Origin of the sequence: Sphingomonas beigongshangi, from assembly GCF_016820445.1 — a bacterium.
Taxonomy (GTDB): Bacteria; Pseudomonadota; Alphaproteobacteria; order Sphingomonadales; family Sphingomonadaceae; genus Sphingomonas; species Sphingomonas beigongshangi.
The window spans coordinates 97,441-120,549 of sequence record NZ_JADHDT010000007.1; the positions used below are offsets into that span (position 1 = coordinate 97,441).

Here is a 23,109-nt window from a genome sequence, read left to right on the forward strand (position 1 = left end):
TTTCATCCACGCCGTCCTGGTCGGGGCCAACGCTAACGCGGCCCTTGCCACAGTGTGGAGCCGCCCCGCGTCAGCAGACGACGGTCTCGACCGGCCGGTAGGCGAACCCGTGACCGTCGCGGAACAGCTTGCCGATCTGCGGCATCGGCACGTGCATGCCGGTGAAGGTGAGGTCGTCCGCCACGATACGGTCGAACGTCGCGCGCCGGACCGCGCGCGCGGCATGGCGGTCGCAATCGAACGCGACGCCCGTGTCCGGGTTCGTCAATTGCTCGTCCAGTCGATGGATGATGTCGCCCCAGATCAGCAGCTGTTCGCTGCCGCCGCCATCGACCAGAAACCCGCAATGGCCCGGCGTGTGGCCGAAAAGCGCGAACGGCGTGATGCCGGGCAAGACCTCGGCATCACGGAACGACGTCAGGCGGGTGCGGTAGGGGGCCAGTGCCGTGCGGGCGACGTAGAAGCCGGGCTGCATCGCCACCGGTGCGCGACTAAGATTCTCGTCTCCGTCCCAGAACGCGAGTTCGTTCTCATGCACGCATAGCTCCGCCCGATCGAACACGGCGGCACCGGCGGCGTCGACGAGACCGCCGGCATGATCGGGATGCAGGTGCGTCAGGAGTATCGCATCGATCGCATCGGGTGAGACGCCCACCGCGCGCATCGCCGCGTCGAGCTGATTCAGGCTCGGCTGCATGAAGTGACCTGCGCCCGTGTCGACCAGCATCGTCCGTCCGCGCCCCTGGATGAGAAAGGCGTTTACCTCGACGCGAAGCGGAACGTCCGCCCCCGGCAGCGTCGATCCGTCCCCATCGACCAGAAGGGGTGGCGGCAGGTCGGCATATCCATCGGATAGGGCGGTCACGATGAAGTCGCCAACGGTGTGGCGAACCGCGGGATTGGCGATGATTGTCATATCCTTGAGCCTGATTTCGGAGGAGTTGGGAACTGATGGGAGCGGCATGACGGACGTTTGCGGAGGCGCGCGCGACGGGTGCGCCGAAGGCGGCGCACCGTGGTCACCCTTCGCGCGGGGGGCAGGCGATCGATCGGCGCCACGCACGTCAGCGAACGCCTCGTTGCTGATTGAGGAGGTCATCGACTCGCCCCTGTTGACAGTGTCAACATGGATCGAAACGTTGACAGTGTCAACAGGTGTCGCGAATATGCGGGATGAGTGAAGCGCACCCAGCGACATCTGGTACCGAAAGCCTGCGGACGACCCTGATCGACGCGGCTGCGGCACTGCTCGCGCAGTCCGAAGCTGCAAGCCTGTCACTGCGTGAGGTCGCCCGGCGCGCGGGGGTCAGTCACAATGCGCCCTACCGTCATTTCAGGGACAAGGCCGAACTGCTCGCGGCGGTCGCAGCGGCGGGTTACGATCGACTGCGACTGACGGTGGAGCGCGCGGCTGCCGGCGCACCGGATGCGGCGGAGGGACTGACGGCGCTCATCGGAGCTTTCGTCGCCTTCGCGCTGGAAGATCGATCGCGTTATGCCCTGATGATCGGAAAGGACGTCAGGAATCCCGACGGCAGCCTCTCGCCGGAACTGCGCGGTGCCGCGGACCGGGCGCGCCATGTCCTGCGCGACCTGCTGATCCGAGGCGGCAGGAGCGGAATCTTCTCGATCGATGTCGACGACGAGGACGATGTATCCGCCGCCGTGGTGACCGTCTGGTCGACGCTACACGGCTATACCTTGCTCGAGCTCGACCGGTTGCGCCAATTGGAGACGACGCTGGAGATCGACCAGCTGACGAAGCATGTCGCGATGCGGCTCGTCACTGGGCTGAGGCCGCGGCGCGCGCCCGTATCGGGCTAGAGCATCGCCAGCGGCTCCGGTCCGCTCGGCGGCGGGAAGATCGCGTCGAGGCGGCGGAGTTCCGCTTCCGACAAGGTCATGTCCAGCGCGGCGCGATTGTCCCGAACATGCGCGACCGTTCCTGCCTTGGGAATGGGAATGACGCCGTCCCTCGCCAGCAGCCATGCCAGCGCGACCCGCGCGGGTGTGGCGTCGCGCTCCTCCGCCATCCGCAACAGATCGCGATGGGCGACGAGGCGGCCCTGTTCGACGGGGCTGTACGCCATGACCGGCATATGATGGCGATTCAGCCAGGGGAGGAGGTCATACTCGGGCCCGCGTCGCGTCAGGTTGTACAGGATCTGATCCGTTTGGCAGGACTGGCCGCCGCTGCCGACGAGCTCGTCCATATCGTCGGTATCGAGATTACTGACACCCCAGCGCAGGATCTTGCCCGCGGCAACGAGCCGCTCCATCGCCTCGATCGTCTCGGACAGGGGGACGCGGCCGCGCCAGTGCAGCAGGTACAGGTCGATCCGATCGGTGCCGAGCCGCGCGAGGCTGGCCTCGCAGGCGCGGGGCAGGCGATCGCGCGAGGCGTTTTGCGGATAGGCCTTGCTGACGAGGAACACCTCGTCGCGCGCGCCCGCGATCGCCTCGCCCACGAGCCGCTCGGATTCGCCGTCGGCGTACATCTCGGCGGTGTCGATCAGCCTCAGGCCGAGCGCCAGCCCCTCGCGCAGCGCGGTGATCTCCTCCGCACGGCGGGCGTGATCCTCGGCCATCATCCACGTGCCTTGGCCGAGCGCCGGAACGCTGGCACCATCGGGAAAGGTGATCGTCTTCATGGGGGCCAGAACGTCTGGTGCGGCCAATGGGTCAATGGCGCAGCGGATCGGGCAGCGCGCCGGAACCGTGGCGGTCCGCGCACAAGGGCGATAGGGTGCGGCGAGGCGCCGCCGCGGGTGCCGGGCTTCAACGAAGGACCTGCCGTGCAGATCGACGCGCGTAACCGGACCGCCTCAGCGCCCCTCCGCCATCATGCCAGGGCATCAACGCCGGTTCGTGCGGCGGCCGCCTGCATCGCGGGCCGGTGACGTGAAGCTGGGTCCGCTCTGGGTGAAAATCCAGATCGCCTGCGGCGATGCCCTGGCGATCGGCCCGGGCAAGGCCGATCTGCTCGACGCGATCGTCGCGCACGGGTCGATCAGCGCCGCCGGCCGCGCGCTCGGCATGAGCTACCGCCGGGCCTGGCTGCTGGTGGACGAGATGAACCGCTGCTTCGACCCGGTGCTGGTGGAGACGATCCGCGGTGGCGGCACGGAGCGCGGCGCACGCGTCACGCCGACCGGGCTCGCCGTTCTCGACGCCTATCGCGAGATGGAGCGGGAAGTGGCCGCCACCGCCCAGGCGGCGGGTTATGTGCGGTTGCGCGAGCACCTTCGTACGGAGCCGCGCGCATCCGACTGACCGGTCGAACTGTTATATACGACGGAATACAGTGTCGATATACGCTCGGATATAAAGCGGCGCGAACGGCCGTGGCTATCGGGGTATCGACCATGTCTCATCGCATGCTGGCGGCTGTTTGCGCGATCGCTGCGGCGATGCCGGTTGCCGGGGCGGAGGCGCAGGTCACGGGCGTTGCGCCTTCGCCTGAGGGGGCTTCGGTGTCGCCGGATAAACCGGCGGTTCGCCTGCCCGACGTGGTCGTGACCGCCCGCCGCCGGGACGAGCGGGAGCAGGCCGTGCCCGCCGCGCTTTCCGTGGTGTCCGGCGCCCTCGTCGACCGCAGCTACACCGTCAACACACAGGCGCTGACCACGCTGATCCCGACGCTCAACTATAGCTCGGCCAATCCTCGCAACACCGCCTTCACCATCCGCGGGCTCGGCTCCAGCGTGGTTGCGGTCAGCCAGGCGAACGATGGGCTGGAGCCAGGGGTCGGCTTCTACGTCGACCAGGTCTATCACGCGCGACCCGCGACCGCCGCCTTCGACTTTGCCGACATCGCCCAGGTCGAGGAGCTGCGCGGACCCCAGGGCACGCTGTTCGGCAAGAATACCACCGCGGGCGCGCTCAACATCACCACCCGCGCGCCGACCTTCACGCGAGTGGGGTTCGCGGAGCTATCCTATGGCAGCTTCGACTTCGTCCAGGCCAGGGGCTGGGCGTCGGGGCCGATCACCGATACGTTGGCCTATCGCATCTCCGGGGTTTCGACCCGGCGCGACGGCATTCTCGACAATGTCCGCACCGGCCGCGCCGCCAACACGCTGGGAACGCAGGCGGTGCGCGGGCAGCTGCTCTTCGCGCCGGATGACGCGTTCCGCCTGCGCGTCATCGCCGACTTCACCAATTTCCAGGCCTATTGCTGCACGCAAGTCTATCTGCGCACGGGCTCCAGCCTGCGCGCCGCCAGCCGTCAGTTCGGCGGCCCCGGTGGGCTTGCGGCGCAATTCGGCTACGCGCCGCCCAGTATCGATCCCTATGCGCGCAAGACCGATATCGACGGTCCGCTCGGCGTCGACACCAACGAGGGCGGCATCAGCGCGATCGCCGATTGGAACCTGGGGCCGGCCACGCTGACCTCGGTCAGCGCCTGGCGCTTCTGGAACTGGGATGCGGAGAACGACCGTGACTATACCGGCCTGCCGGTACAGCTGTCACAGCACATTCCCTCGTGCCAGGACCAGTTCAGCCAGGAACTCCGGCTCGCCTCCAACGGCAGCGGAGCCATGACCTATGTCGTCGGGCTCTACGGTTTCGGTCAGCGGCTGACGGGGCGGCCGATCAGCATCTATGGACCCGCCGCGGCGCGATATCTGATCGGGACGGTGACCGGGGCGAATAATACGCCGGTGCCGGGCAATCTGCTCGACGGTTACGGACAGGATGGCCGCACCGACTTCCGCAGCGCCAGCTATGCGGCGTTCGGAGAGGTCAATTACCGGCTGGCGCCGCGCCTGACCGCGACCGTCGGGCTGCGCTACACGCAGGAAGACAAGCACGGCTATTACAGCACCACCGTTTCCGGTGGACCGGCGACGACCAACGCCGCGCTGATCGCCGCACGGCTGGGGGTGCTGCGCCCGCAGAGCTATGCCGCGCGCGACAGCGACGGCAGCCTTTCCGGGCGCGGCAACCTCGCCTGGCAGGTCACCGACGCGACCATGGCCTATGCGAGCTATGCGCGAGGCTTCAAGTCGGGCGGGATCAACATGTCGGGCCTGCCGCTCGATGCGAACAACCAGCCGGTAACCGCCACCGCGGTCGTCCGCCCCGAGCGCAACCAGACCTACGAGATCGGCCTGAAAAACCGCCTGCTCGGCGACCGCCTGGTCTTCAACATCGACGGCTTCCTGACGAAGGTCCGCGATTTCCAGGCGACCATCGTCGAGAACTCGCTGACGCAGACGGTGCAGCTGCGCGGCTATTTGTCGAATATCCCGGCGGTGGAGGTGAAAGGCGTGGAGGCGGACGTCACCGCGCTGATCCTGCCGGGACTCGCTGTCCGCACCGGCTTCGCCTTTTCGGACGGGATCTACAGCGACTATCCGGCGGGCCCTTGTCCGCTCGAGGTGCAGACCGCCGCGACGACGAAATGCAGCCTGACGGGCCGACGCCTGGCCTCGCTGCCCCGCTTCGCGCTGACCGCGGGGATCGATTATCGGCGTCGCCTCGGACGCGGCCAGGTTTCAGTGCATATCGACACTGCCTCGCGCAGCGGCTTCAACGGCGATCCCTCCCTGTCGCGCTTCACCTATATCCGCGCGTACAATCTGACGAATGCCAATATCGGCTACCGCTTCGCCAGCGGGCTGGAGGCGATCGTATGGGCGCGCAACCTGTTCGATGCGCAGTACATCCAGAACCTGACGATCCAGGCGGGCAATTCCGGCCTCATCGTCGGCACGCCCAGCGATCCGCGGACGATCGGCGGGACCTTGCGCTTCGCCCTGTGACGCGCCGCGCATCAGCGCGACCGGATCATGTCCGTGCGCAGGCGCCCGTGGCGTAACAGTCCGGCGTGCCAGGCCGGCCAGCCGGCGCGCGACGTCGGCCGCGTGCGGTCGAGGCGCAGCGGCAGCCACGCCTCGCCCGCCCGGGTCGCGGGCTCCGCGACGATCCGCGCCACGTCGCCCGCGAAGGGGGCGAAATAGGCGGGCTCGCCCAGCGTCTCCCGCATCGCGGCTTCTGCCTGATCGGGCGCGATGCCCCGGACGTGAATAGCGATATCGGCCAGGCCGCGCGCGATCCGGAACAGCATCCAGTGGAGGTGCCCCAGCATGTCCTCGGGGCGGGTGTAGAGGCCGTCTATCGCCATCAGCCGCTCGGCATAGATGCCCCAGCCTTCGGAAAAGGCCGCGGCATAGCGCAGGCGCAGTGGATGGGGCCGGGCAAGGGCTTCGAGCGGCATCTGCGTCATATGACCCGGCAGCAGCTCGTGGGCGACGACGCTGGGCAATGTGAAAAGGGGGCGGCGGCGCACCTCCTTCAGGTCGACGACGTAGAGACCCTGGCTGCCTGCGGACGGCAGGACGCGATAGCCGCCCTTGCCGGCGGCGATCTCCGCCGCGTCGAGCGCGCGGACGTCGACGGCGAGGCATTCGGGCGGCAGCGGGCCGAGCACGTGGGGCAGCCGGGGCCGGATCGCCGCCAGCGTGGCGCGCATCGCCGTCACCGCCGATGCGCGTCCCGCGTCGTCGTCGGCGAACAGCCAGCGCGGGTTGCGCCACAACGCCTCGAACCTCGCCCCACTGCTGCGACCGGTGATGCCGAGCCGCTGGAACAGGCGGTCGGCGGCGGCGGTAGAAGCGCGGTGCGCGTCGTCCAGGTCGCGCGCGACGCGATCCAACGTAGCGTCGTTGCCGACGATGCGCTGCAACCGCAGCGAGAAGGATGCGGCCTCGCCCCGCGCCGCCGTCAGCGCGCGATCGATCGCCAGCCCGGCCCGCGCGGCCTGCAGGTCCAGGCGCCGGCCGGGACCTGCGTCGTCAAGGCGGAACGGCGCCAGTCGGGACAGTGCGTCATCGACAGGCAGCGCCATCGCTGCATCCAGCGCCAATCCGATCTCGGTGTTGCCGCCCCGCGTCGTGGCGCCCGCCGGCGTGACGGCCGCGGCGCCGATGCCGGTCAGCACACCGCGCCGCGACGGCGTCATCGTCCGGTATCCAGCACAACCTCGTTGTTGAGCCGCGTCACCTCCGCCGCGTTGCCGGGCAGGGCGACTGCGACCGTCCGCGCCGTCCCGCGTGGCAGCGCCACGTGCACCACGACGGTGCGCGGCTTGAGGTCGGTCGGCGCGTCGAGCGGTGGGATTGCCGCGGTCGCGAGTATCGCGCCGTCGCCGCCGCGCACCGTCAGCGTCCCGCCCGGCGTCGGCAGCGCGCCGAGACTGTGCACGGTGACCGAAAGACCGCCATGGTCGCGAACGATATCGTCGGCGCCAATACCGAGGTCCGCGCGCCGCTCGACGGGAGTCGAGGGCGTGGCCAGCGCGAAATCGTAGACGGTGGTCGTGTGAGGGGCGAAGGCGACGGTCGTTCCCAGGCTGCGCTCCAGCGGGATCGTCGAGGGCGCGCCATCCGGCGACAGCGTCCTGCCGCCGTCGCCGCTTGTCGCGCGACGCACGGTCCATTGACCCGCCGTCACCGACCAGCCCGTCATGACCGCCTGCTGCACCCGGTCGGTCCGATTATAGGCGATGACGCGGAAACGGTCCGGCGTCGCGCCCGGCATCAGGATCGCGACCTCGCCGGCCGCGTCCGGCTCGGCAAAGCGCCACGACACCGTATTGCCTGGCCAGGTCTGGTTGCGGCGCAGGGCGATGCCGCCGAGCCGCTCGCGCTGCAGAATCTCGTTGGGCTGCTCGACCCGATCGGACCACCAATGGCCCTCGGTGTACATATATTCGTGGCGGGCCTTGTCGGCGATCGCGTCGGCATGCAGCGCCTCCAGCGCGACGACGTCTCCCGTCGCATCCCAGCGCGTGTACAGCGCGAACGGATCGTCCTTCGCCTGCGCGGCGAGCGCGTCGCGATACGTCGTCCCGCCTGGCAGGACGGCGAAGCCGTTCTCGTTGAACTCCGCAAGGGCGGCCGGTCCGGCCTTGGCGATGCGGCTCTGGATCGGGCGGAGATATTTGGTGTCGCCGGTGAATCGCCACGCGCTCCACGCACTTTGCAGCGGTGTGGTCAGGCCGCCGCCGTCGCCGACCCGTTCCTTGTCGTCGTCCCAGTGGATCTCGTTCGGATAGCTCCAGCCACCCTTTGCGTCCTGCTTGCCGTGCGCCATCCAGCCGTCGATCACCCCGGTGACCAGTCCGCGGGCGGCGCTGTTGCCGTTGTACAAGCCGACCAGGATCGGCGCATGCATGACGGTGAAGGCATAGGGCTTCTGCCACGCCCAGGGCGCGTCGCGATAGATCTTGCGGCCGCCATACCAGCTAGAGGCGAAGTGCATGTGCCCGGCCGGGTTCTTCAGGATCACGTCCTGCAGCGCGCGCGTCGTCGCCATCAGCCGCTCGACCGCCTTTGGCTCGCCCCAGTTGAGATACAGCCGCTCCGCGTCGGAATTCAGCCCCTCCTCATAGGCATGCAGTTCGTCGGTGGTGATATAGCCGAGACCGTTGACCCGCATGCCATTGGCGTAGACCGCGTCGGACAGCGCGCGGAGCGAGGCGTTCACCTTGTCAGGCTCGACGCCCATCAGGGCGAGGCCCGGCCATTGCTGCGTCAGGTCGGTGTCGTCGGAGATGCCGCCGCCGAAGTCGCCGTAAGGCACCTGCCGATGGTCGATCCACCAGTCGACGAAGCGGCGGACGTAACGCAGATCCTCCAGCTGCCGGAATGCCCACAGAGGCTCCCCCTTCGTCGGTGCTGGCTGGGCGAAGGCGGGCAGGTTTTCGGGGCGATAGTCGATATCCGCCCAATAGGCCTGCGCCAGCGCGTTGTCCGGATCGACCCGCAGCAGGTCGGTGATGTCGGCGTAGAGCCGCCGGTACAGTCCCATGCGCTTGGACGCGGTATGCTCCTCGACGAGGAAACCCCAATTGTCCTTCACCTGGTTGAAGCGATCCGCGACATGCTCCTTGAGCGCCTCCGCGCGAGGCTTGAACACCAGGCGGATGCGCGTGCCGTCGAGGCTGGCCGCGGAGAAAGCCGGATCGGACGCGGCGATCGAGAGATAGAGGCTGTCGTTCGACAGGATCCGGTCGCGCAGGTCGAGCCAGAGCGTGCGCGTCTTGCCCGGGGTGACGGAGACGGAGACGTCGATCATGTCGCGCTCCGGCCAGATCGGATCCTTGATCCGGATGTTCAGTGCGACCGGCTTGCTGCCGGCAAGGGCGGGGAGGTCGATGGCGACACCGTCGAGACCATCCCGGAGGTTCTGCCAGCCATAATCGAACGCGCGTGCGACCGGCTGGTCGGGCTGCGCGTCGCCGAGACTGGCGGGGATCAGCACATGGACGATCGGCGCCATGCCCGCACGCCGCGCCACGCCGCCGCCGGCGCCCGCCGCCGCGGCGCCCACCGCCGCCTTGACGCCCGCAGTCGGCATCGCAACGACCGTCGCGCGCTCGTCCGGGGCGAAGCGTCCGGCGATGAACGCGTTCAACGGGGCGAGGGCGGCCAACGTCGGCGCGGCGTCGGTGCGGATCGTATAGTCCAGCTTGAAGCTGCCGCCCGGCTCCGCACCCGCGCCCACGTCATAGGCCCAGAGTTCCTGGATCGGCTGCTCCTGCATCACGTTGGTGAAATGCAGCGTGCCGCCGGTGCGCGACGCGAACTGGTCGACGCTGCGCACGACGCCTTTCGGCCGCGTCGCCAGCACCCTATCCTTGCCGCCGTCGCTCCAGCTCAGCGTGCCATAGGCGGCACCGCGCAGCTCGACGCGATTGACGCGCTCGCCCGCGGGCACGGTCAGATCGTAGCGCTTCCCGCCCTCGACATAGACGTTCCAGTCGGGCAGTTCGAAATAATCGTCGCGCCCCGGCAGGCGCGACCGATTGTAGACGCCCGGCCAGGTCGTCTCGGCGATGCCGTCGACACCCTTCCACATCCACTCCTTCAGGTCCTTCGCATCGGCGAACTCGACTTTGCGGATGCGCGTGACGGGCGCATCGAGCAGGGGGGGCAGCGCCTTGTCCCAGCCATAGCGGTGCAGCCACGCCTGACGGTCGGCGGCGGCGTCGGGCGTGGGAAGGGGGCCCGGCTTGGTCTTTGCCGCGAGCGCCGCGACGTTCGCGGTCGACAGCATCCGGTCGTAGACGCGGATGTCGTCGACGTCGGAGCCGCGCATGAAATTGTAGCGGCTCTGCACCTGATGCGGCGACATCACCCGTCCCGCGAGCCCGAACTGGTCAAGCCCGGTATCGAGATCCGCCTTCTGGTCCTTGCGCGCGACTTCGCGCCCGCCGACGTACAGGCGGACGCCGACCGTCTCGTCCCAGGCAAAGGCGATATGCTGCCATGCCTGTGCGTCGGGCACGGCGGGCATGCGCCACGATAGCCGGATGCGGGAGAGATTGGCGTCGGTGACGAAAGCGTCGAAGCCGTGGCCGTTCCAGTCGATGCGCAGGAAGGCCATGTCCCAGCTGCTGTGATCGGCGAAACCGGCCCGGAAGATGACGAACGGCGCTTCTCCCAGCGGCTGGCGCGCGCGCCAGTGGAAGGCCAGCGTGCCCCGGGCGCTGCGCATGTTGCCGGGCGCGCGCCAGGCGACATAGCCGTCGTCCGCCCAGCGCGCCGCGCCGCCAACCGCGCCATCCGGCACGATCGACACGTTGGCGCGGAAGTTTGGGGTCGCGTCGCCGGCCGCGACGGTGGCGTCGAAGCCTGTGTCGAGCGGCGCGTGGAACAACAGGCCGGGCTGCGCGGCGCCGGTCTGGGCAAGAGCGGTCGGCGCGGCGAGGGAGGCCGTCGCCAGCGCAAGCAGCGACGTGAGGGGGCGGACCGTCATCGGGAGAGACCCTTAGAGCGCGTCGACGCGTGCGAGGCGCGGACTGAGCAGATGGACGACGGCGACCGCGAGCAGGTAGACGCTGCCGGCCACCGCGAAGATGATCGTGTAGCTGCCCGTCGTCTGCAGGATGTAGCCGGTGAACTTGGCCATCATCATGCCGCCGATCGCGCCGACGGTACCGCCGATCCCGACCACGGATCCGACCGCGCCGCGCGGGAACATGTCCGACGGGATCGTGTAGAGATTGGCGGAAAACGCCTGATGTGCCGCGGTGGCGAGCCCGACGATCGCGACCGCCAGCCACAGATTGTCGACATATTGGGCGAAGAAGATCGGCATCACCAGCAGGGCGCAGACCAGCATCGTCGACTTGCGCGCCGCATTGGCGGTGAAGCCACGCTTCATCAGCCGCGACGACGACCAGCCCCCCGCTATGCTGCCGAGGTCCGAGATCAGATAGATGACGACCAGCGGCGGCCCGAAGCTGACGAGGTCGAGATGATAGGTCTTGGCGAGGAAATCCGGCGTCCAGAACAGGAACAGCCACCAGATCGGATCGATCAGGAACTTGCCGAGCGCATAGGCCCAGGTCTCGCGATAGCCGAGCAGCTTCAGCCAGCCGATCTTGCGTACCGGATCGGCGGGATCGCTTTCGATATAGGCCAGTTCGGCCGGTGACACCTTGGTGCTTTCGCGCGGGCGGCGGTAGAGCGCGATCCAGGCGACCAGCCACGCCAGGCTGGCGATGCCGGTGACGATGAACGCCATGCGCCAGCCGAAGGCGAGGGTGATCGCCGGCACGATCAGCGGCGTGACCACGGCGCCGACATTGGCCCCGGCGTTGAAGATGCCGGTCGCCAGCGCGCGCTCCTTCGCCGGAAACCATTCGGTCACCGACTTGAGGCCCGCCGGGAAGTTGCCGCTCTCGCCGATCCCGAGGACGAAGCGCGCGACCGAGAACTGGAAGGCCGATCCGACGAAGCCGCACAACGTGTGGCCGATCGTCCAGATGACGAAGGCGATCGAATAGCCGATCCGTGCCCCGACCGCGTCGACGATCTTGCCGAAGGTCAGATAGCCGATGGCATAGGCCGCCTGGAACCAGAAGATGACGTCGGCATAGGTGGTCTCCGACCAGCCGAGTTCAGCGGAAATCGTCGGCTTGAGCACGCCGATCATCTGCCGGTCGACATAGTTGATCGCGGTGGCCGCGAACAGCAGGCCGCAGATCACCCAGCGATAGCGCCCGACACCGGCCGCGGCGCTCGTCGGGTCCGCCCCGACCTCCGGCGTGTCGATCGTTGCCATCGGCGTGTCTCTCCTGTGTTGCGCGGCCTCTTGTGCGGGCCGTATCGGTTATTGTGCCGTGATCGTGCAGTGAACGGAAAGCCGCCCGTCGAACCGCGCCTCGACGCGATCCCCGACGCCGACCTGGTGGACGCCGGTCACCGCGCCGGTTGAAATCCACTGGCCCGCTTCCGGACGGATACCGCGCGCGGCGAGATGCCGGAACAGGAACGCCGCCGCGCCGAACGGGCCGTCGAGCATGTCGGCGGCGATGCCCTCGCCGATCACCGCGTCGTTGACGAACAGCTGCACCGGCCAGAGCGAGAGATCCGTCTCGCGCCATGTTTCGATCGCCGCGCCGACCACGAGGCCGTTGTTGTTGCCGAAGTCGGAAATGGTCGCGGTCGGGCCGTTCGTGTTGATGCCGGGAAAGGGCGAGCTCGCGATCTCGATCCCGACATGCACCGCGTCGATCATCGCCCGCGCGTCGGCGATCGTGAAGTCGGTTTGCGCCGCATCCGGCACGCGGCCGATGCGCAGCAGGAATTCCGCTTCCGCCGCGCCGAAGCCATCGACGAAGATCGGCATCTCGCAATGCGCGACGTCGGTGACCTGGTCGACGAAGATGGGGCCCGCGAGGCGATCGAATCCTTCCACCGGCGGATTGATGCGGCCGACCTTCCAGCCCGCCACACGCCGGGACGACAGCGAGAGCGCCGCATCTTGCACGGCATAGGCCTGCGCGAGATCGGCCGGGATACGGCCCGGATAATCCGGCAAGGCGGTCGCCGTTCGTCGTGCCTCGACAAAGGCCTGCGCAATCTGCGCCGTATCGCTGTCCGGCTTCACGGCCGCCCCTCCAGAATGTTCGTCCCACCTTTCCGGTGTTGCTTGATCGGTAAGGGAAACCGGTGTCATTGACAAGTCGCCCGACCCGATGGTCACGCGAAAAAATCCGTCCAGCGGTTTTCCGACGCAGCGCTCGCCGCATCGCCGATCGCGGACAGGACGGCGCGATCGCCCGACAGCGCGGCGGGGACCAGGAAACCCGCGGCGACGAGACCGTCGACGACGGCATAGGGGTCCCGCGCCGCCGCGATCGCGCGCAAACGCTCCGCCGCGGGATCGATGACCCCGGTGTCAGTATTCACCCGCGCGATCAGGAACGCGACCCATCCGCCAAGGGCCCGCACCGCATGATCCGGCATCCGCCCCGCCGCGCGGTTGGCCGCCAGCGTATCGCCGAGGCGGTAGGGCAGCTTTTGCGATCCGTCCTGCGCGATCTGATCGAGCCGATGCACGATCGCCGGGTTGCGGAACCGTGCCAAGATCGCCTCCGCATACTGACCGAGGTCCAGGCCGGGAAGGTCCGGCAGCGTCGGCACGATGTCCTGCCGGATCATGCGCGAGACGAAGTCCGCCAGTTCCGCGTCCGCCATGGCCCCCGCGACATCCGTCGCGCCGCGCAAAAGACCCAGATAGGCCAGAGTCGAATGTGAGCCGTTGAGGATGCGAAGCTTTGCCCGCTCGTAACCGGCGACGTCGTTCGTCACCGTCGCGCCGACGCTCGCCAGCGCCGCGAGCGCCTCGCCGCCGACATCCTCGATCACCCATTGCCGGAACGCCTCGCGCTGCACGGGTATGGCATCCTCCATCCCCAGCGCCGCGGTCGTGTCGGCGATCAGCGCCGCGTCCGTCGCCGGCGTGATCGAGTCGACCATGGTGCAGGGCACGCGTACCTCGGCGGCGATCCAGGCGGCGAGATCCGCATCGCGTTCGGCGGCGAAGGCGACGAGCGCCGCGTGCAACTTGGTGCCGTTGTTCGCCAGATTGTCGCAGGGCATCGGTATGAACGGCGGCGTGCCTGCCGCGCGCCTCGTGGCCAGGCCAGCCACCAGCCATCCGACGATGCTGCGCGGCACGCCGCCGGCCAGGTCGTGCGCGATGTCCGGGTGCGCCAGGTCGAGCGTCCCGTCGGCGCGCAGGCAATAGCCCTTTTCCGTCACCGTCATCGTCACCAGCTGGACCGCGGGGTCCGCCAGCAGTCCGGCAAGCGCGCGATGGTCGCCGGGGCCCAGGAAGCGCTTGTGCGCACCGATGACGCGCATGGTCGGCGTCGCGTCCCGCACGGCCAGCGAGTACAGCCCGTCCTGCGCCGCCAGCGCTTCGGTCGTTCCCGCGCTGCGCAGCGATACCGCGGCGATTCCCCAGCGCGGATCCCGCGCCAGCAGGTCGTCGATATAGCTCGCCTGATGCGCGCGGTGAAAGGCGCCCGGCCCGAAATGCACGATGCCGATCGCGGGCTCCGCTCGCCAGAGCGGCGTCGCGATGTCCGCGGGGATGCTGGCCAATGTGGTCCGTGACAGTCTCATAGCGTGACACCCCGCTTCCAGATCGCGATCTCGCGTTCGCTGTTGCGCTCGGCCGCCGTCGCCGTCCCCGACGCGACCGCGACGATCGTGTCGAGCAGCGCCGCCGATGCCGCGCCGAACCCCTCGTCCAGCACCCGGCCCGCGTCGAAGTCGATCCAGCCGGGCTTGCGCCGGGCAAGGTCGCTGTTCGATGCGATCTTGAGCGTGGGCACGGGGAAGCCGAGCGGCGTTCCGCGCCCGGTCGTGAACAGGATCGCCGTCGCGCCCGCGGCTGCGAGCGCGGTCGACGACACCGCGTCGTTGCCGGGCGCCTCCAGCAGCGTCAGCCCGCGCCGGGTCGCCGCGGCGCCATAGCCGATCACGTCCGCGATCGGCGCGCGGCCCGCCTTCTGTACGGCGCCCAGCGACTTTTCCTCCAACGTCGTGATTCCTCCGGCGACATTGCCCGGTGACGGGTTCTCGGACACCGGTTCGCCATGGTCGAGGAAATATTGCTTGAAGCCGTTGACCACGCCGACGATGCCGTCGAACACCGTGTGATCGACGGCGCGGTCCATGAGCATCTGCTCGGCGCCGAAGATTTCGGGGATTTCGGTGAAGATGACCTGCCCGCCGGCGGCGGCGACGCGGTCGCTGATACGGCCGACGAGCGGATTGGCGGTAAGTCCCGACAGGCCGTCCGACCCCCCGCACTTGACGCCGATCACCAGGTCCGACAGCGGGCGGGGGACGCGTTTCGCCTCCGCAGCCCTGGCGAGCGCGACGACCGCGTCGACGCCATCGGTGACCTCGTCCGTGCAGTCCTGCGCGATCAGCGTGGCGATGCGGGCACGATGATGCGGCGCGATCGCCTCGATCAGGGCGGCGACCTGGTTTTCCTCGCACCCCAGGCCGACGATCAGCACGCCACCCGCATTGGGATGGCTGGCCAGCCCGGCCAGGATCGCCCGCGTTCCACCCAGATCGTCGCCCAGCTGCGAACAGCCATGCGGATGCGCGAAGACGTGGACACCGTCGACCAACCCTTCGACCATAGGGGCGGCGTGCGCGGCGATACGCGCGGCGGTACGTGCGACGCATCCCACCGTCGGCAGTATCCAGATCTCGTTCCGTGTCGCGACGCGGCCATCCGCGCGAGGGTAACCGAGGAACGATGCCTCCGGCGCGGAGGGAAGGGCGGCCGGCGGTTGCGGCGCGAAGCGATAGTCCAGCGTCGCGTCGAGCAACGTCGCCAGATTGTGGCTGTGCACATGCCGGCCCGCGGCGATGGGCTGCGTGGCGCGGCCGATCGGCGAACCGTATTTCAGCACCGCCGCGTTTGCCGCGATCGGGACGAGCGCGACCTTGTGGCCCCGGCCGACGTCTTCCGCCAAGGCGATCGAACCGCCATCGACCGAAACGATCTCACCCGCCGCACCGTCGTCCAGCATCGTCGCCACCGTGTCCTCGGGAGCGACCCGCAAAGCCCTTGTCATGCCTGATCCTTGGTAACCGGTGTCACATTTTGGTCCCGTTGCGCCGCGAAAGCAAGGAGGCGGGACTGGCGGGATCACGATCGCCACGATACACCTCGCGCCATGCAGAAGACCGGGCAGTCCACGATCAACGATGTCGCGCGGATCGCCGGCGTTTCCAAGAAGACGGTCAGCCGGGTCATCAACCGCTCGCCTCTCCTCAACGAGGATACGCGGCGGCGTGTCGAAGAGGTGATCGCCGAACTCGGCTATATCCCCAATCCTCAGGCACGGGCGCTGGCGCTCCGTCGCAACTTCCTGATCGGGCTCGTCCACGACAATCCCAATGCGCAGACCGTCATGAACGTGCAGCAGGGCATGCTGGAGGCGCTCCACGGGACGGAGTTCGAAATGGTCGTGCGGCCCTTGGATCGCGGCTCGGCGACGATGCTCGACGACCTGCGTCATTTCCTGGAGCGGCAACGTCTGTTCGGCGTGTTGCTGATGCCCCCGATCAGCGAGAACGATTCGGTCGCGCGGCTGTGCGACGACATCGGTTGCCGGTACGTGCGCATGGGGTCGGCGATGCTCGACGACACGGATCATATGGTCGCCTCGAACGACCGCGAGGCGGTCCATGCCGCGGTCTCGTTCCTGATCGAGCAGGGCCATCGCCGCATCGGCCTCGTCGCCGGTCCGCACGGGTTCCGGTCGGCGCGCGAACGTCGGCAGGGGTTCGAGGATGCGCTGGCGGCGGCGGGTATCGCCCTGCCGCGCTCGATGATCGCCGACGGCAACTACACGTTCGATTCGGGGCTGGTCGCGGCCGAGCGGCTGCTCGACGTCGTGCCACGCCCCACCGCGATCTTCTCCTCGAACGACGAGATGGCGGCGGGCGTCATCCATGCCGCGCGCCAGCGCGGACTCGACATTCCGCGCGACCTCTCGATCGTCGGCTTCGACGACACGCCGATCGCCGCGCATGTCTGGCCGCCGTTGACGACGGTGCGATGGCCGATCGCCTCGATGGCGCGGTCCGCGGCGCTCAAGCTGATCGCCGGCGGCGTCGAGCAGGAGCCGGCGGTGGAGGAGCCGTCGTTGTTCCTGTCCACCCTCATCCGACGCGGCTCGGTTGCCGTGCCGCGCGAATGAGCGCGGGGGTTGCGCCTGCGCCTGACACCGGTTACCCCATGACCCATCGCTAACCGATAAGCGTTTTCGAGAGGATCACGATGCCAAGGGCGCTACGCCTCGATCCCGACCGCCTGTTTCCCGCTGATGCGGACACCCGTGCGATCGCGCGGGCGCTCTACGCGGACATCGCCGGCCTGCCGATCGTGAGTCCCCACGGGCATACCGACCCACGGTGGTTTGCCGAGGATGCCGCCTGGTCGAACGCGACCGAGCTGCTGCTCGCGCCCGATCACTATATCTTTCGTATGCTGTACAGCCAGGGCGTCGACCTCGACGCGCTGGCGATCCCGCATCGCGCCGGCGTTCCTGCAACGGATCCGCGCGCGGCGTGGCGGCTGTTCGCGAGCCACTATCATCTGTTCCGCGGAACGCCGTCCCGCCTGTGGCTCGACCATGTCTTCGCCGACGTGTTCGGGCTCGACCAGATGCTGGAGGCCGGCACCGCCGACCATTATTATGACGCGATCGGCGACCGGCTCGCGACGCCTGCCTTCCGGCCGCGCGCGTTGTTCGATTCATTCCATATCGATTTCCTAGCCACGACCGAGGGCGCGCAGGACAGTCTCGACGCGCATCACCGCATCCGCGCCTCGGGCTGGGGCGGCCGGGTCGTCACCACCTATCGCCCGGATGGCGTGATCGACGTCGAGCATGAGCAGTTCGCGGGCGCGATGCGCCGTTTCGCCGAACTGACCGGCGAGGACGTCTACGACTGGCGCGGCTATCTCGCCGCGCATCGCAAGCGCCGGGCGGATTTCCGCGCCGCCGGCGCCACCGCGACGGATCATGGCCATCCGACCGCGCAGACCGCCAATCTCTCGACCGCCGAATGCGAGGCGCTGTTCGCGCGCATCGTCGGCGGCGATGCCGACGCCGCCGATGCCGAGCTCTTCCGCGCGCAGATGCTCACCGAAATGGCGCGGATGAGCGTGGAAGACGGCATGGTGATGCAGATCCATCCGGGCTCGTTCCGCAACCACAATGCCGGCCTGTTCGCCAGCCACGGGCGCGACAAGGGCGCGGACATTCCAACCCGCACCGACTACGTCCATGCGCTGAAGCCGATGCTCGACGTCGTCGGGACGCAGCGTGACCTGTCGATCATCCTGTTCACGCTCGACGAGAGCAGCTACGCGCGCGAGCTGGCGCCGCTTGCCGGCCATTATCCCTGCCTGAAGCTGGGGCCGGCGTGGTGGTTCCACGACAGCCCCGAGGGGATGCGGCGCTTCCGCGAGATGACGACGGAGACCGCGGGCTTCTACAACACCGTCGGCTTCAACGACGATACGCGCGCCTTCCTGTCGATCCCCGCGCGCCACGACGTCGCGCGCCGCATCGACTGCGCGTTCCTCGCCCGCCTCGTCGCCGAGCATCGGCTGGAGGACTGGGAGGCGGCCGAACTCGCGCACGAGCTGACCAGCGGCCTCGTCCGTCGCGCCTATCGTATCGATCAACCCGAACCCGCCGCCGCGGCGGCCTGAGGAAACGCCATGTTCGACCGCACCTATTACGCCACGCATCCCGACATGATGGAATGCGTCTCCAACGAGGAACTGCGCGACCGCTATCTCATCCAGGGGCTGTTCCGGGACGGCGAATGCGTGCTGAACTATACGCACGCCGACCGGTTCGTGATCGGCGGCGTGGCGGTCGCGGACGGCGCCGTCAGGCTGCCGGACCAGACGGAGCCCGCGTCCGCCAAGGGCCATCCCTTCCTCGAACGCCGCGAACTTGCGATCGTCAACGTCGGCAGCGTCGAGGGGGTCGTCACCGTCGACGGAGAGACGTTCACGCTGGGCAACAAGGATTGCCTCTATGTCACGATGGGCGCGAAGGACGTGGAATTCTCCGGCGCGGGCGCGCGGTTCTACCTCGCCTCCTGCCCGGCGCATCGGGCGTTCACGACGCGAAAGCTCGGCATCGCCGACGCCAATGCGTTGGAGCGCGGCAGCCTGGCGGAATCGAACGAGCGCACGATCTACCAGCTCGTCATTCCGGGCGTGTGCGACAGCGCGCAGCTGGTCATGGGCCTGACCGTGCTCAAGCCCGGCAGCGTGTGGAACACGATGCCGCCGCACGTGCACGAGCGGCGCAGCGAGATCTATTTCTACTTCGAGCTCGACAATCTCGACACCGATCGCGTCATGCATTTCATGGGCGAGGGCGAGGCCACGCGCCACATCGTCATGGCGAATGAGGAGGCGGTGATCAGTCCGCCCTGGTCGATCCACATGGGCGCCGGCACCAAGGCCTATGCCTTCATCTGGGCGATGGCGGGTGAGAACCAGGACTATACCGACATGAACGTCCTCGACATCTGCCAGCTGGCCTGACCGCAATGGGCAGCAACCCCTTCGATCTCAGCGGCAGGATCGCGGTCGTCACCGGCGCCAATACGGGCATCGGCCAGGCGATCGCGGTGGCGCTCGCGGAGGCGGGCGCCGACGTCGCCTGCGTCGGCCGCACGCCCGCCGAGGAGACCGTCGCCCGCATTCGCGAGATCGGGCGCCGCGCGGAGATCGTGAGCGCCGATCTCTCCACGATCGAGCCCGTCGCGCGCGTCGTCGACGAAACGGTCGCCAAGCTGGGCCGGCTCGATATCCTCGTCAACAATGCCGGGATCATCCGCCGCGCCGACGCGGTCGACTTCACCGAGGCGGATTGGGACGCGGTCGTCGATACCAATCTCAAGTCGGTGTTCTTCCTGTGCCAGGCGGCCGGGCGGCACATGATCGCCAGCGGCGGCGGCAGGATCATCAACATCGCGTCGATGCTGACCTTCCAGGGCGGGATCCGCGTGCCGAGCTACACCGCTTCGAAAAGCGGGATCGGCGGCCTCACCAAGCTGCTCGCCAACGAATGGGCGAAGCATGGCGTGACCGTCAACGCGATCGCGCCCGGCTATATCGCCACCAACAACACCGCCGCGCTGCAGGCGGACGCGGCGCGCAACGCCGCGATCGTCGATCGCATCCCGGCGGGCCGCTGGGGCGATCCGGCCGATCTCGGCGGCGCCGCGGTGTTTCTGGCGAGTGATGCGGCCGCCTATGTGCAAGGCCATATCCTGGCGGTCGACGGCGGCTGGCTGGCGCGGTGACACGGTAACGATCCGCCTCGCGCCGCGGGCAGGGGGGGCTCTCGACGCGCGCGGCGGAAGGGGCAGGCGCTGCCGCGCTGCCCCGCCTCCCGTCGCCTGCGAGGCAGGAGTGGGACGAAAGTAAGGAGAGGGTGGCATGGGCAGATTCCTGGCGTTCGGCGAGATCATGCTGCGGCTCTCGCCCCCCGGCCGCGAGCTGCTGTTGCAGACGCCGCGCTTCGACGTCTGGGTCGCCGGGGCAGAGGCGAACGTCGCGACGCAGCTCGCGCGGCTCGGCCATGACGTCGGTTTCGCCAGCCGCGTCCCCAACAACGACCTGGGACGCCACGCGATCACGACGCTGCGGGGCCATGGCGTGGACACCGCCGCGATCCAGCTCGGCGGCGCGCGCATGGGCCTGTACTTCGTCACCTCCGGCGCGGGCCTGCGGGCCACCGAAGTGATCTACGACCGCGCCGGTTCGGCCTTCGCAAAGGCGCCGGCCGCGTCCTGGGACTGGGGGGCGATCCTCGCCGGGGTCGACCGGCTGCACCTGTCGGGGATCACGCCCGCGCTCGGGCCCGTTCCGGCGGAGGCCGCGATCGCGGCGGCGGAGGCGGCGACCGCGCGCGGCATCGCCGTCTCGTTCGACGGCAACTGGCGGGGCAAGTTGTGGGAGCGCTGGGACAGCGATCCGCGCTCGATCCTCACCCGCCTCGTCGACCATGCCGACGTCATGTTCGGCAACCATCGCGACGTCGCGCTGCTGCTCGGTCGCGACGATTTCGGCGGAGACGGCGAGGACCGCCGCCGCGCCGCGGCCGAAGCCGCCTTTGCCGCCTTTCCACGCCTGCAGATGATCGCGTCGACCGCGCGCCACGTCGCGCATGTCGACCTGCATCGCCTCGCCGCGCGGATCGACACGCGCGATGCGCAGGTCCAGACCGCCGACGTCGAGCTGGCCGGTATCGTCGACCGGATCGGCGGGGGCGACGCCTTCGCGGCGGGCGTGCTGCACGCGCTCCGCCGCGGCGACGACCTAGAGACGCAGGCGCGCACCGGCCTCGCGCTCGCCGCGCTCAAGCATTCGCTGCCCGGCGACGCGTCGCTGTTCCGCGAGGCGGATATCCAGGCCTATCTCGACGGGGGTCTCGATGTCCGTCGCTGAGAGCTGGACGCGGCGCGGCGTCATCGGCGCGGGTGCGGCGCTCGCCGCGAGCGCGGGCCATGCCGCCGTGACGGGCGCCGTACACACGCGGGCCGGCGATTTCGTCGGCACGCGCGAAGGCGGCGTCCGCGCCTTTCGGGGCATTCGCTACGGCAGCGCGCCGCGCTTCCGCGCGCCCGTCGCATTCGCCGCGCCCGGGCGGACCTTCGCCGCCGACGCCTTCGGCCCGGTATGTCCGCAGCGCGGCCCCTACGCCCCGCAGGACGAGGAATGCCTCTACCTCAATATCTGGACCGCCGAGCCGGATGCGCGGGCGCGCAAGCCGGTGATGCTCTACATCCACGGCGGCGCCTATTCGAATGGCAGCGTCACCGACCCGCTGAACGACGGGCAGCTACTCGCCGCCCGGGGCGACGTCGTCGTGGTCACGGTCAATCACCGTCTCAACGCGCTTGGCTATCTCTATCTTGTCCGGCTGGACCCTCGCTTCCCGGACAGCGGCAATGCCGGCCAGCTCGACCTGATCCTCGCGCTGAAATGGGTGCGTGACCATATCGTCGCGTTCGGCGGCGACCCGTCCCGCGTGATGGTGTTCGGCCAATCGGGCGGCGGCGCGAAGATCGCGACGATGATGGGCATGGTGGCGGCACGCGGCCTGTTCCACCGCGCGGCGACGATGAGCGGGCAACAGGTCACCGCGTCCGGTCCGCTCCACGCCACCGAGCGCGCGCGCGCGTATCTGGCGGCGTTGAAGGTGCCCGAGCGCGATCTGTCGGCCTTGCTCGCGGTGCCGGTGCCGCGGCTTGTCGAGGCGCTCGACGCGCGCGATCCGATCCTGGGCGGCGGGCTGTATTTCGGCCCGGTGCTCGACATGACATGGCTGACGCGCCATCCCTTCTGGCCCGATGGCGATCCGATCGGCAATTCCATCCCCATGATGCTCGGCAACGTGCATGACGAGACGCGCGCGTTCCTGTCGCCCGACTCGCCGTTGGTGCGTGGCCTGACCTGGGACAATCTCGCCGATCGGATGGCGCCGGAGCTGAAGATCGACATCCTTCCCGAATGGGTCGTCGCGCAGTATCGCGCGCGCTATCCCGACTGGTCGCCCACCGACATCTTCTACGACGCGACCACCGCGGGCCGAAGCTGGCGGGGCCAGGTGATCGAGGCGGAGGCGCGCGCCGCCGCCGGGGTGCCCGCTTTCGTCTATCAGGTGGACTTCACCTCGCGTACCGATCCGCGGCGCCGCGCCTTCCACACGATGGACATCCCGCTCGTGTTCGGCACCTTGGGCGCGGCCGGATCGCAGACCGGAACCGCGGCGGATGCTCGTAGCGCCAGCGCGGCCATGCAGGACAGTTTCGTCGCCTTCGCCCGCACCGGCGATCCCAACCATGCCGGACTGATGCGCTGGCCCCGCTATGCGCTCGACAGCCGCGCGACGATGATCTTCGACACGCGGTCCCGCGTGGAGCAGGACCCTCGGCGCTGGCAGCGCGAATTGTTCGCGCGCGTTCCCTACGTCCAGCCGGGTACCTGATCCGGCGCAGCCGCGAAGGACCCTCAAATTGTTTCGAAGGACTATCCCAAACGGTGTTGACACCGGTTACCGTAGCGCGCACAAACAGCGTGGGTGAAGCGGGCCTAGACCTGCTAACCCCGGGGAGGATCGAGGAAAAACGCGACGGCTTCGCGTGAAAGACCCTCCCTGGACATGGATTTGCTCCCGGTTGCTCACGTCATGTGCGTAACCGGTGTCAGAACGAGTCGCCTCCGTCAGGAGGC

General features: G+C 68.6%; 17 protein-coding genes. 9 read left to right on the forward strand and 8 right to left on the reverse strand.

Annotation, left to right across the window (positions count from 1 at the left end):
• Window positions 1-70 precede the first annotated feature (70 nt).
• Window positions 71-916, reverse strand: a complete 846-nt coding sequence (locus IQ292_RS13630; RefSeq protein ID WP_203310862.1) for an MBL fold metallo-hydrolase — start codon at window positions 914-916, stop codon at window positions 71-73.
• A gap of 257 nt (window positions 917-1,173) precedes the next feature.
• Between IQ292_RS13630 and IQ292_RS13635 the strand changes: the two genes are divergently transcribed.
• Window positions 1,174-1,824 carry a TetR-like C-terminal domain-containing protein gene (locus IQ292_RS13635; RefSeq protein WP_203310863.1) on the forward strand — a complete coding sequence of 217 codons (651 nt, stop codon included), beginning with the start codon at window positions 1,174-1,176 and terminating at the stop codon, window positions 1,822-1,824.
• Here the strand turns inward: IQ292_RS13635 and IQ292_RS13640 are convergent.
• A complete protein-coding gene (locus IQ292_RS13640) occupies window positions 1,821-2,651 on the reverse strand; it encodes an aldo/keto reductase (RefSeq protein WP_203310864.1) in 831 nt (276 codons plus the stop codon). The two genes, IQ292_RS13635 and IQ292_RS13640, sit on opposite strands and share 4 nt — an antisense overlap.
• 250 nt (window positions 2,652-2,901) lie before the next feature.
• On the opposite strand from IQ292_RS13640, the gene IQ292_RS13645 reads away from it, so the two are divergent.
• Both IQ292_RS13645 and IQ292_RS13650 read left to right on the forward strand, forming a co-directional pair.
• Window positions 2,902-3,273, forward strand: a complete 372-nt coding sequence (locus tag IQ292_RS13645; RefSeq protein ID WP_203310865.1) for a LysR family transcriptional regulator — start codon at window positions 2,902-2,904, stop codon at window positions 3,271-3,273.
• A gap of 104 nt (window positions 3,274-3,377) precedes the next feature.
• Complete coding sequence (locus tag IQ292_RS13650) at window positions 3,378-5,768, forward strand: TonB-dependent receptor (protein WP_420853702.1); 2,391 nt, start codon at window positions 3,378-3,380, stop codon at window positions 5,766-5,768.
• A gap of 11 nt (window positions 5,769-5,779) precedes the next feature.
• Here the strand turns inward: IQ292_RS13650 and IQ292_RS13655 are convergent, their stop codons facing one another.
• The 6 genes from IQ292_RS13655 to IQ292_RS13680 form a co-directional block, all read right to left on the reverse strand.
• Entirely contained in the window at window positions 5,780-6,967 is a 1,188-nt protein-coding gene (locus tag IQ292_RS13655) for a DUF885 family protein (protein ID WP_203310866.1), read from the reverse strand.
• Complete coding sequence (locus IQ292_RS13660) at window positions 6,964-10,767, reverse strand: LamG-like jellyroll fold domain-containing protein (RefSeq protein ID WP_203310867.1); 3,804 nt, start codon at window positions 10,765-10,767, stop codon at window positions 6,964-6,966. Before IQ292_RS13660 ends, IQ292_RS13655 begins: the two co-directional genes overlap by 4 nt.
• Before the next feature lie 12 nt (window positions 10,768-10,779).
• Complete coding sequence (locus tag IQ292_RS13665; protein ID WP_203310868.1) at window positions 10,780-12,078, reverse strand: MFS transporter; 1,299 nt, start codon at window positions 12,076-12,078, stop codon at window positions 10,780-10,782.
• 48 nt (window positions 12,079-12,126) lie between these two features.
• On the reverse strand, window positions 12,127-12,906 hold the full coding sequence (locus IQ292_RS13670) for a 2-keto-4-pentenoate hydratase (protein ID WP_203310869.1): 780 nt from the start codon (window positions 12,904-12,906) through the stop codon (window positions 12,127-12,129).
• A 92-nt stretch (window positions 12,907-12,998) separates the two neighbouring features.
• Window positions 12,999-14,429, reverse strand: coding sequence for a mannitol dehydrogenase family protein (locus IQ292_RS13675; protein WP_203310870.1), 1,431 nt, complete (start codon window positions 14,427-14,429; stop codon window positions 12,999-13,001).
• Window positions 14,426-15,904 (reverse strand): UxaA family hydrolase, encoded by a 1,479-nt coding sequence (locus IQ292_RS13680; protein WP_203310871.1) that lies wholly within the window; start codon window positions 15,902-15,904, stop codon window positions 14,426-14,428. Before IQ292_RS13680 ends, IQ292_RS13675 begins: the two co-directional genes overlap by 4 nt.
• 102 nt (window positions 15,905-16,006) lie before the next feature.
• Between IQ292_RS13680 and IQ292_RS13685 the strand changes: the two genes are divergently transcribed.
• The 6 genes from IQ292_RS13685 to IQ292_RS13710 all read left to right on the forward strand — a co-directional run bounded on the left by IQ292_RS13685 (window position 16,007) and on the right by IQ292_RS13710 (window position 22,864).
• Complete coding sequence (locus IQ292_RS13685) at window positions 16,007-17,035, forward strand: LacI family DNA-binding transcriptional regulator (protein ID WP_203310872.1); 1,029 nt, start codon at window positions 16,007-16,009, stop codon at window positions 17,033-17,035.
• A gap of 80 nt (window positions 17,036-17,115) precedes the next feature.
• Complete coding sequence (gene uxaC, locus IQ292_RS13690; protein WP_203310873.1) at window positions 17,116-18,558, forward strand: glucuronate isomerase; 1,443 nt, start codon at window positions 17,116-17,118, stop codon at window positions 18,556-18,558.
• Window positions 18,559-18,567: 9 nt separating this feature from the next.
• Complete coding sequence (gene kduI / locus IQ292_RS13695; protein ID WP_203310874.1) at window positions 18,568-19,410, forward strand: 5-dehydro-4-deoxy-D-glucuronate isomerase; 843 nt, start codon at window positions 18,568-18,570, stop codon at window positions 19,408-19,410.
• Between the two features lie 5 nt (window positions 19,411-19,415).
• A complete protein-coding gene (gene kduD, locus IQ292_RS13700; protein WP_203310875.1) occupies window positions 19,416-20,174 on the forward strand; it encodes a 2-dehydro-3-deoxy-D-gluconate 5-dehydrogenase KduD in 759 nt (252 codons plus the stop codon).
• Between the two features lie 136 nt (window positions 20,175-20,310).
• Window positions 20,311-21,321 (forward strand): sugar kinase, encoded by a 1,011-nt coding sequence (locus IQ292_RS13705; protein WP_203310876.1) that lies wholly within the window; start codon window positions 20,311-20,313, stop codon window positions 21,319-21,321.
• Window positions 21,308-22,864 (forward strand): carboxylesterase/lipase family protein, encoded by a 1,557-nt coding sequence (locus tag IQ292_RS13710; RefSeq protein ID WP_203310877.1) that lies wholly within the window; start codon window positions 21,308-21,310, stop codon window positions 22,862-22,864. The genes IQ292_RS13705 and IQ292_RS13710 overlap by 14 nt, the downstream gene beginning before the upstream one ends.
• Window positions 22,865-23,109 lie beyond the last annotated feature (245 nt).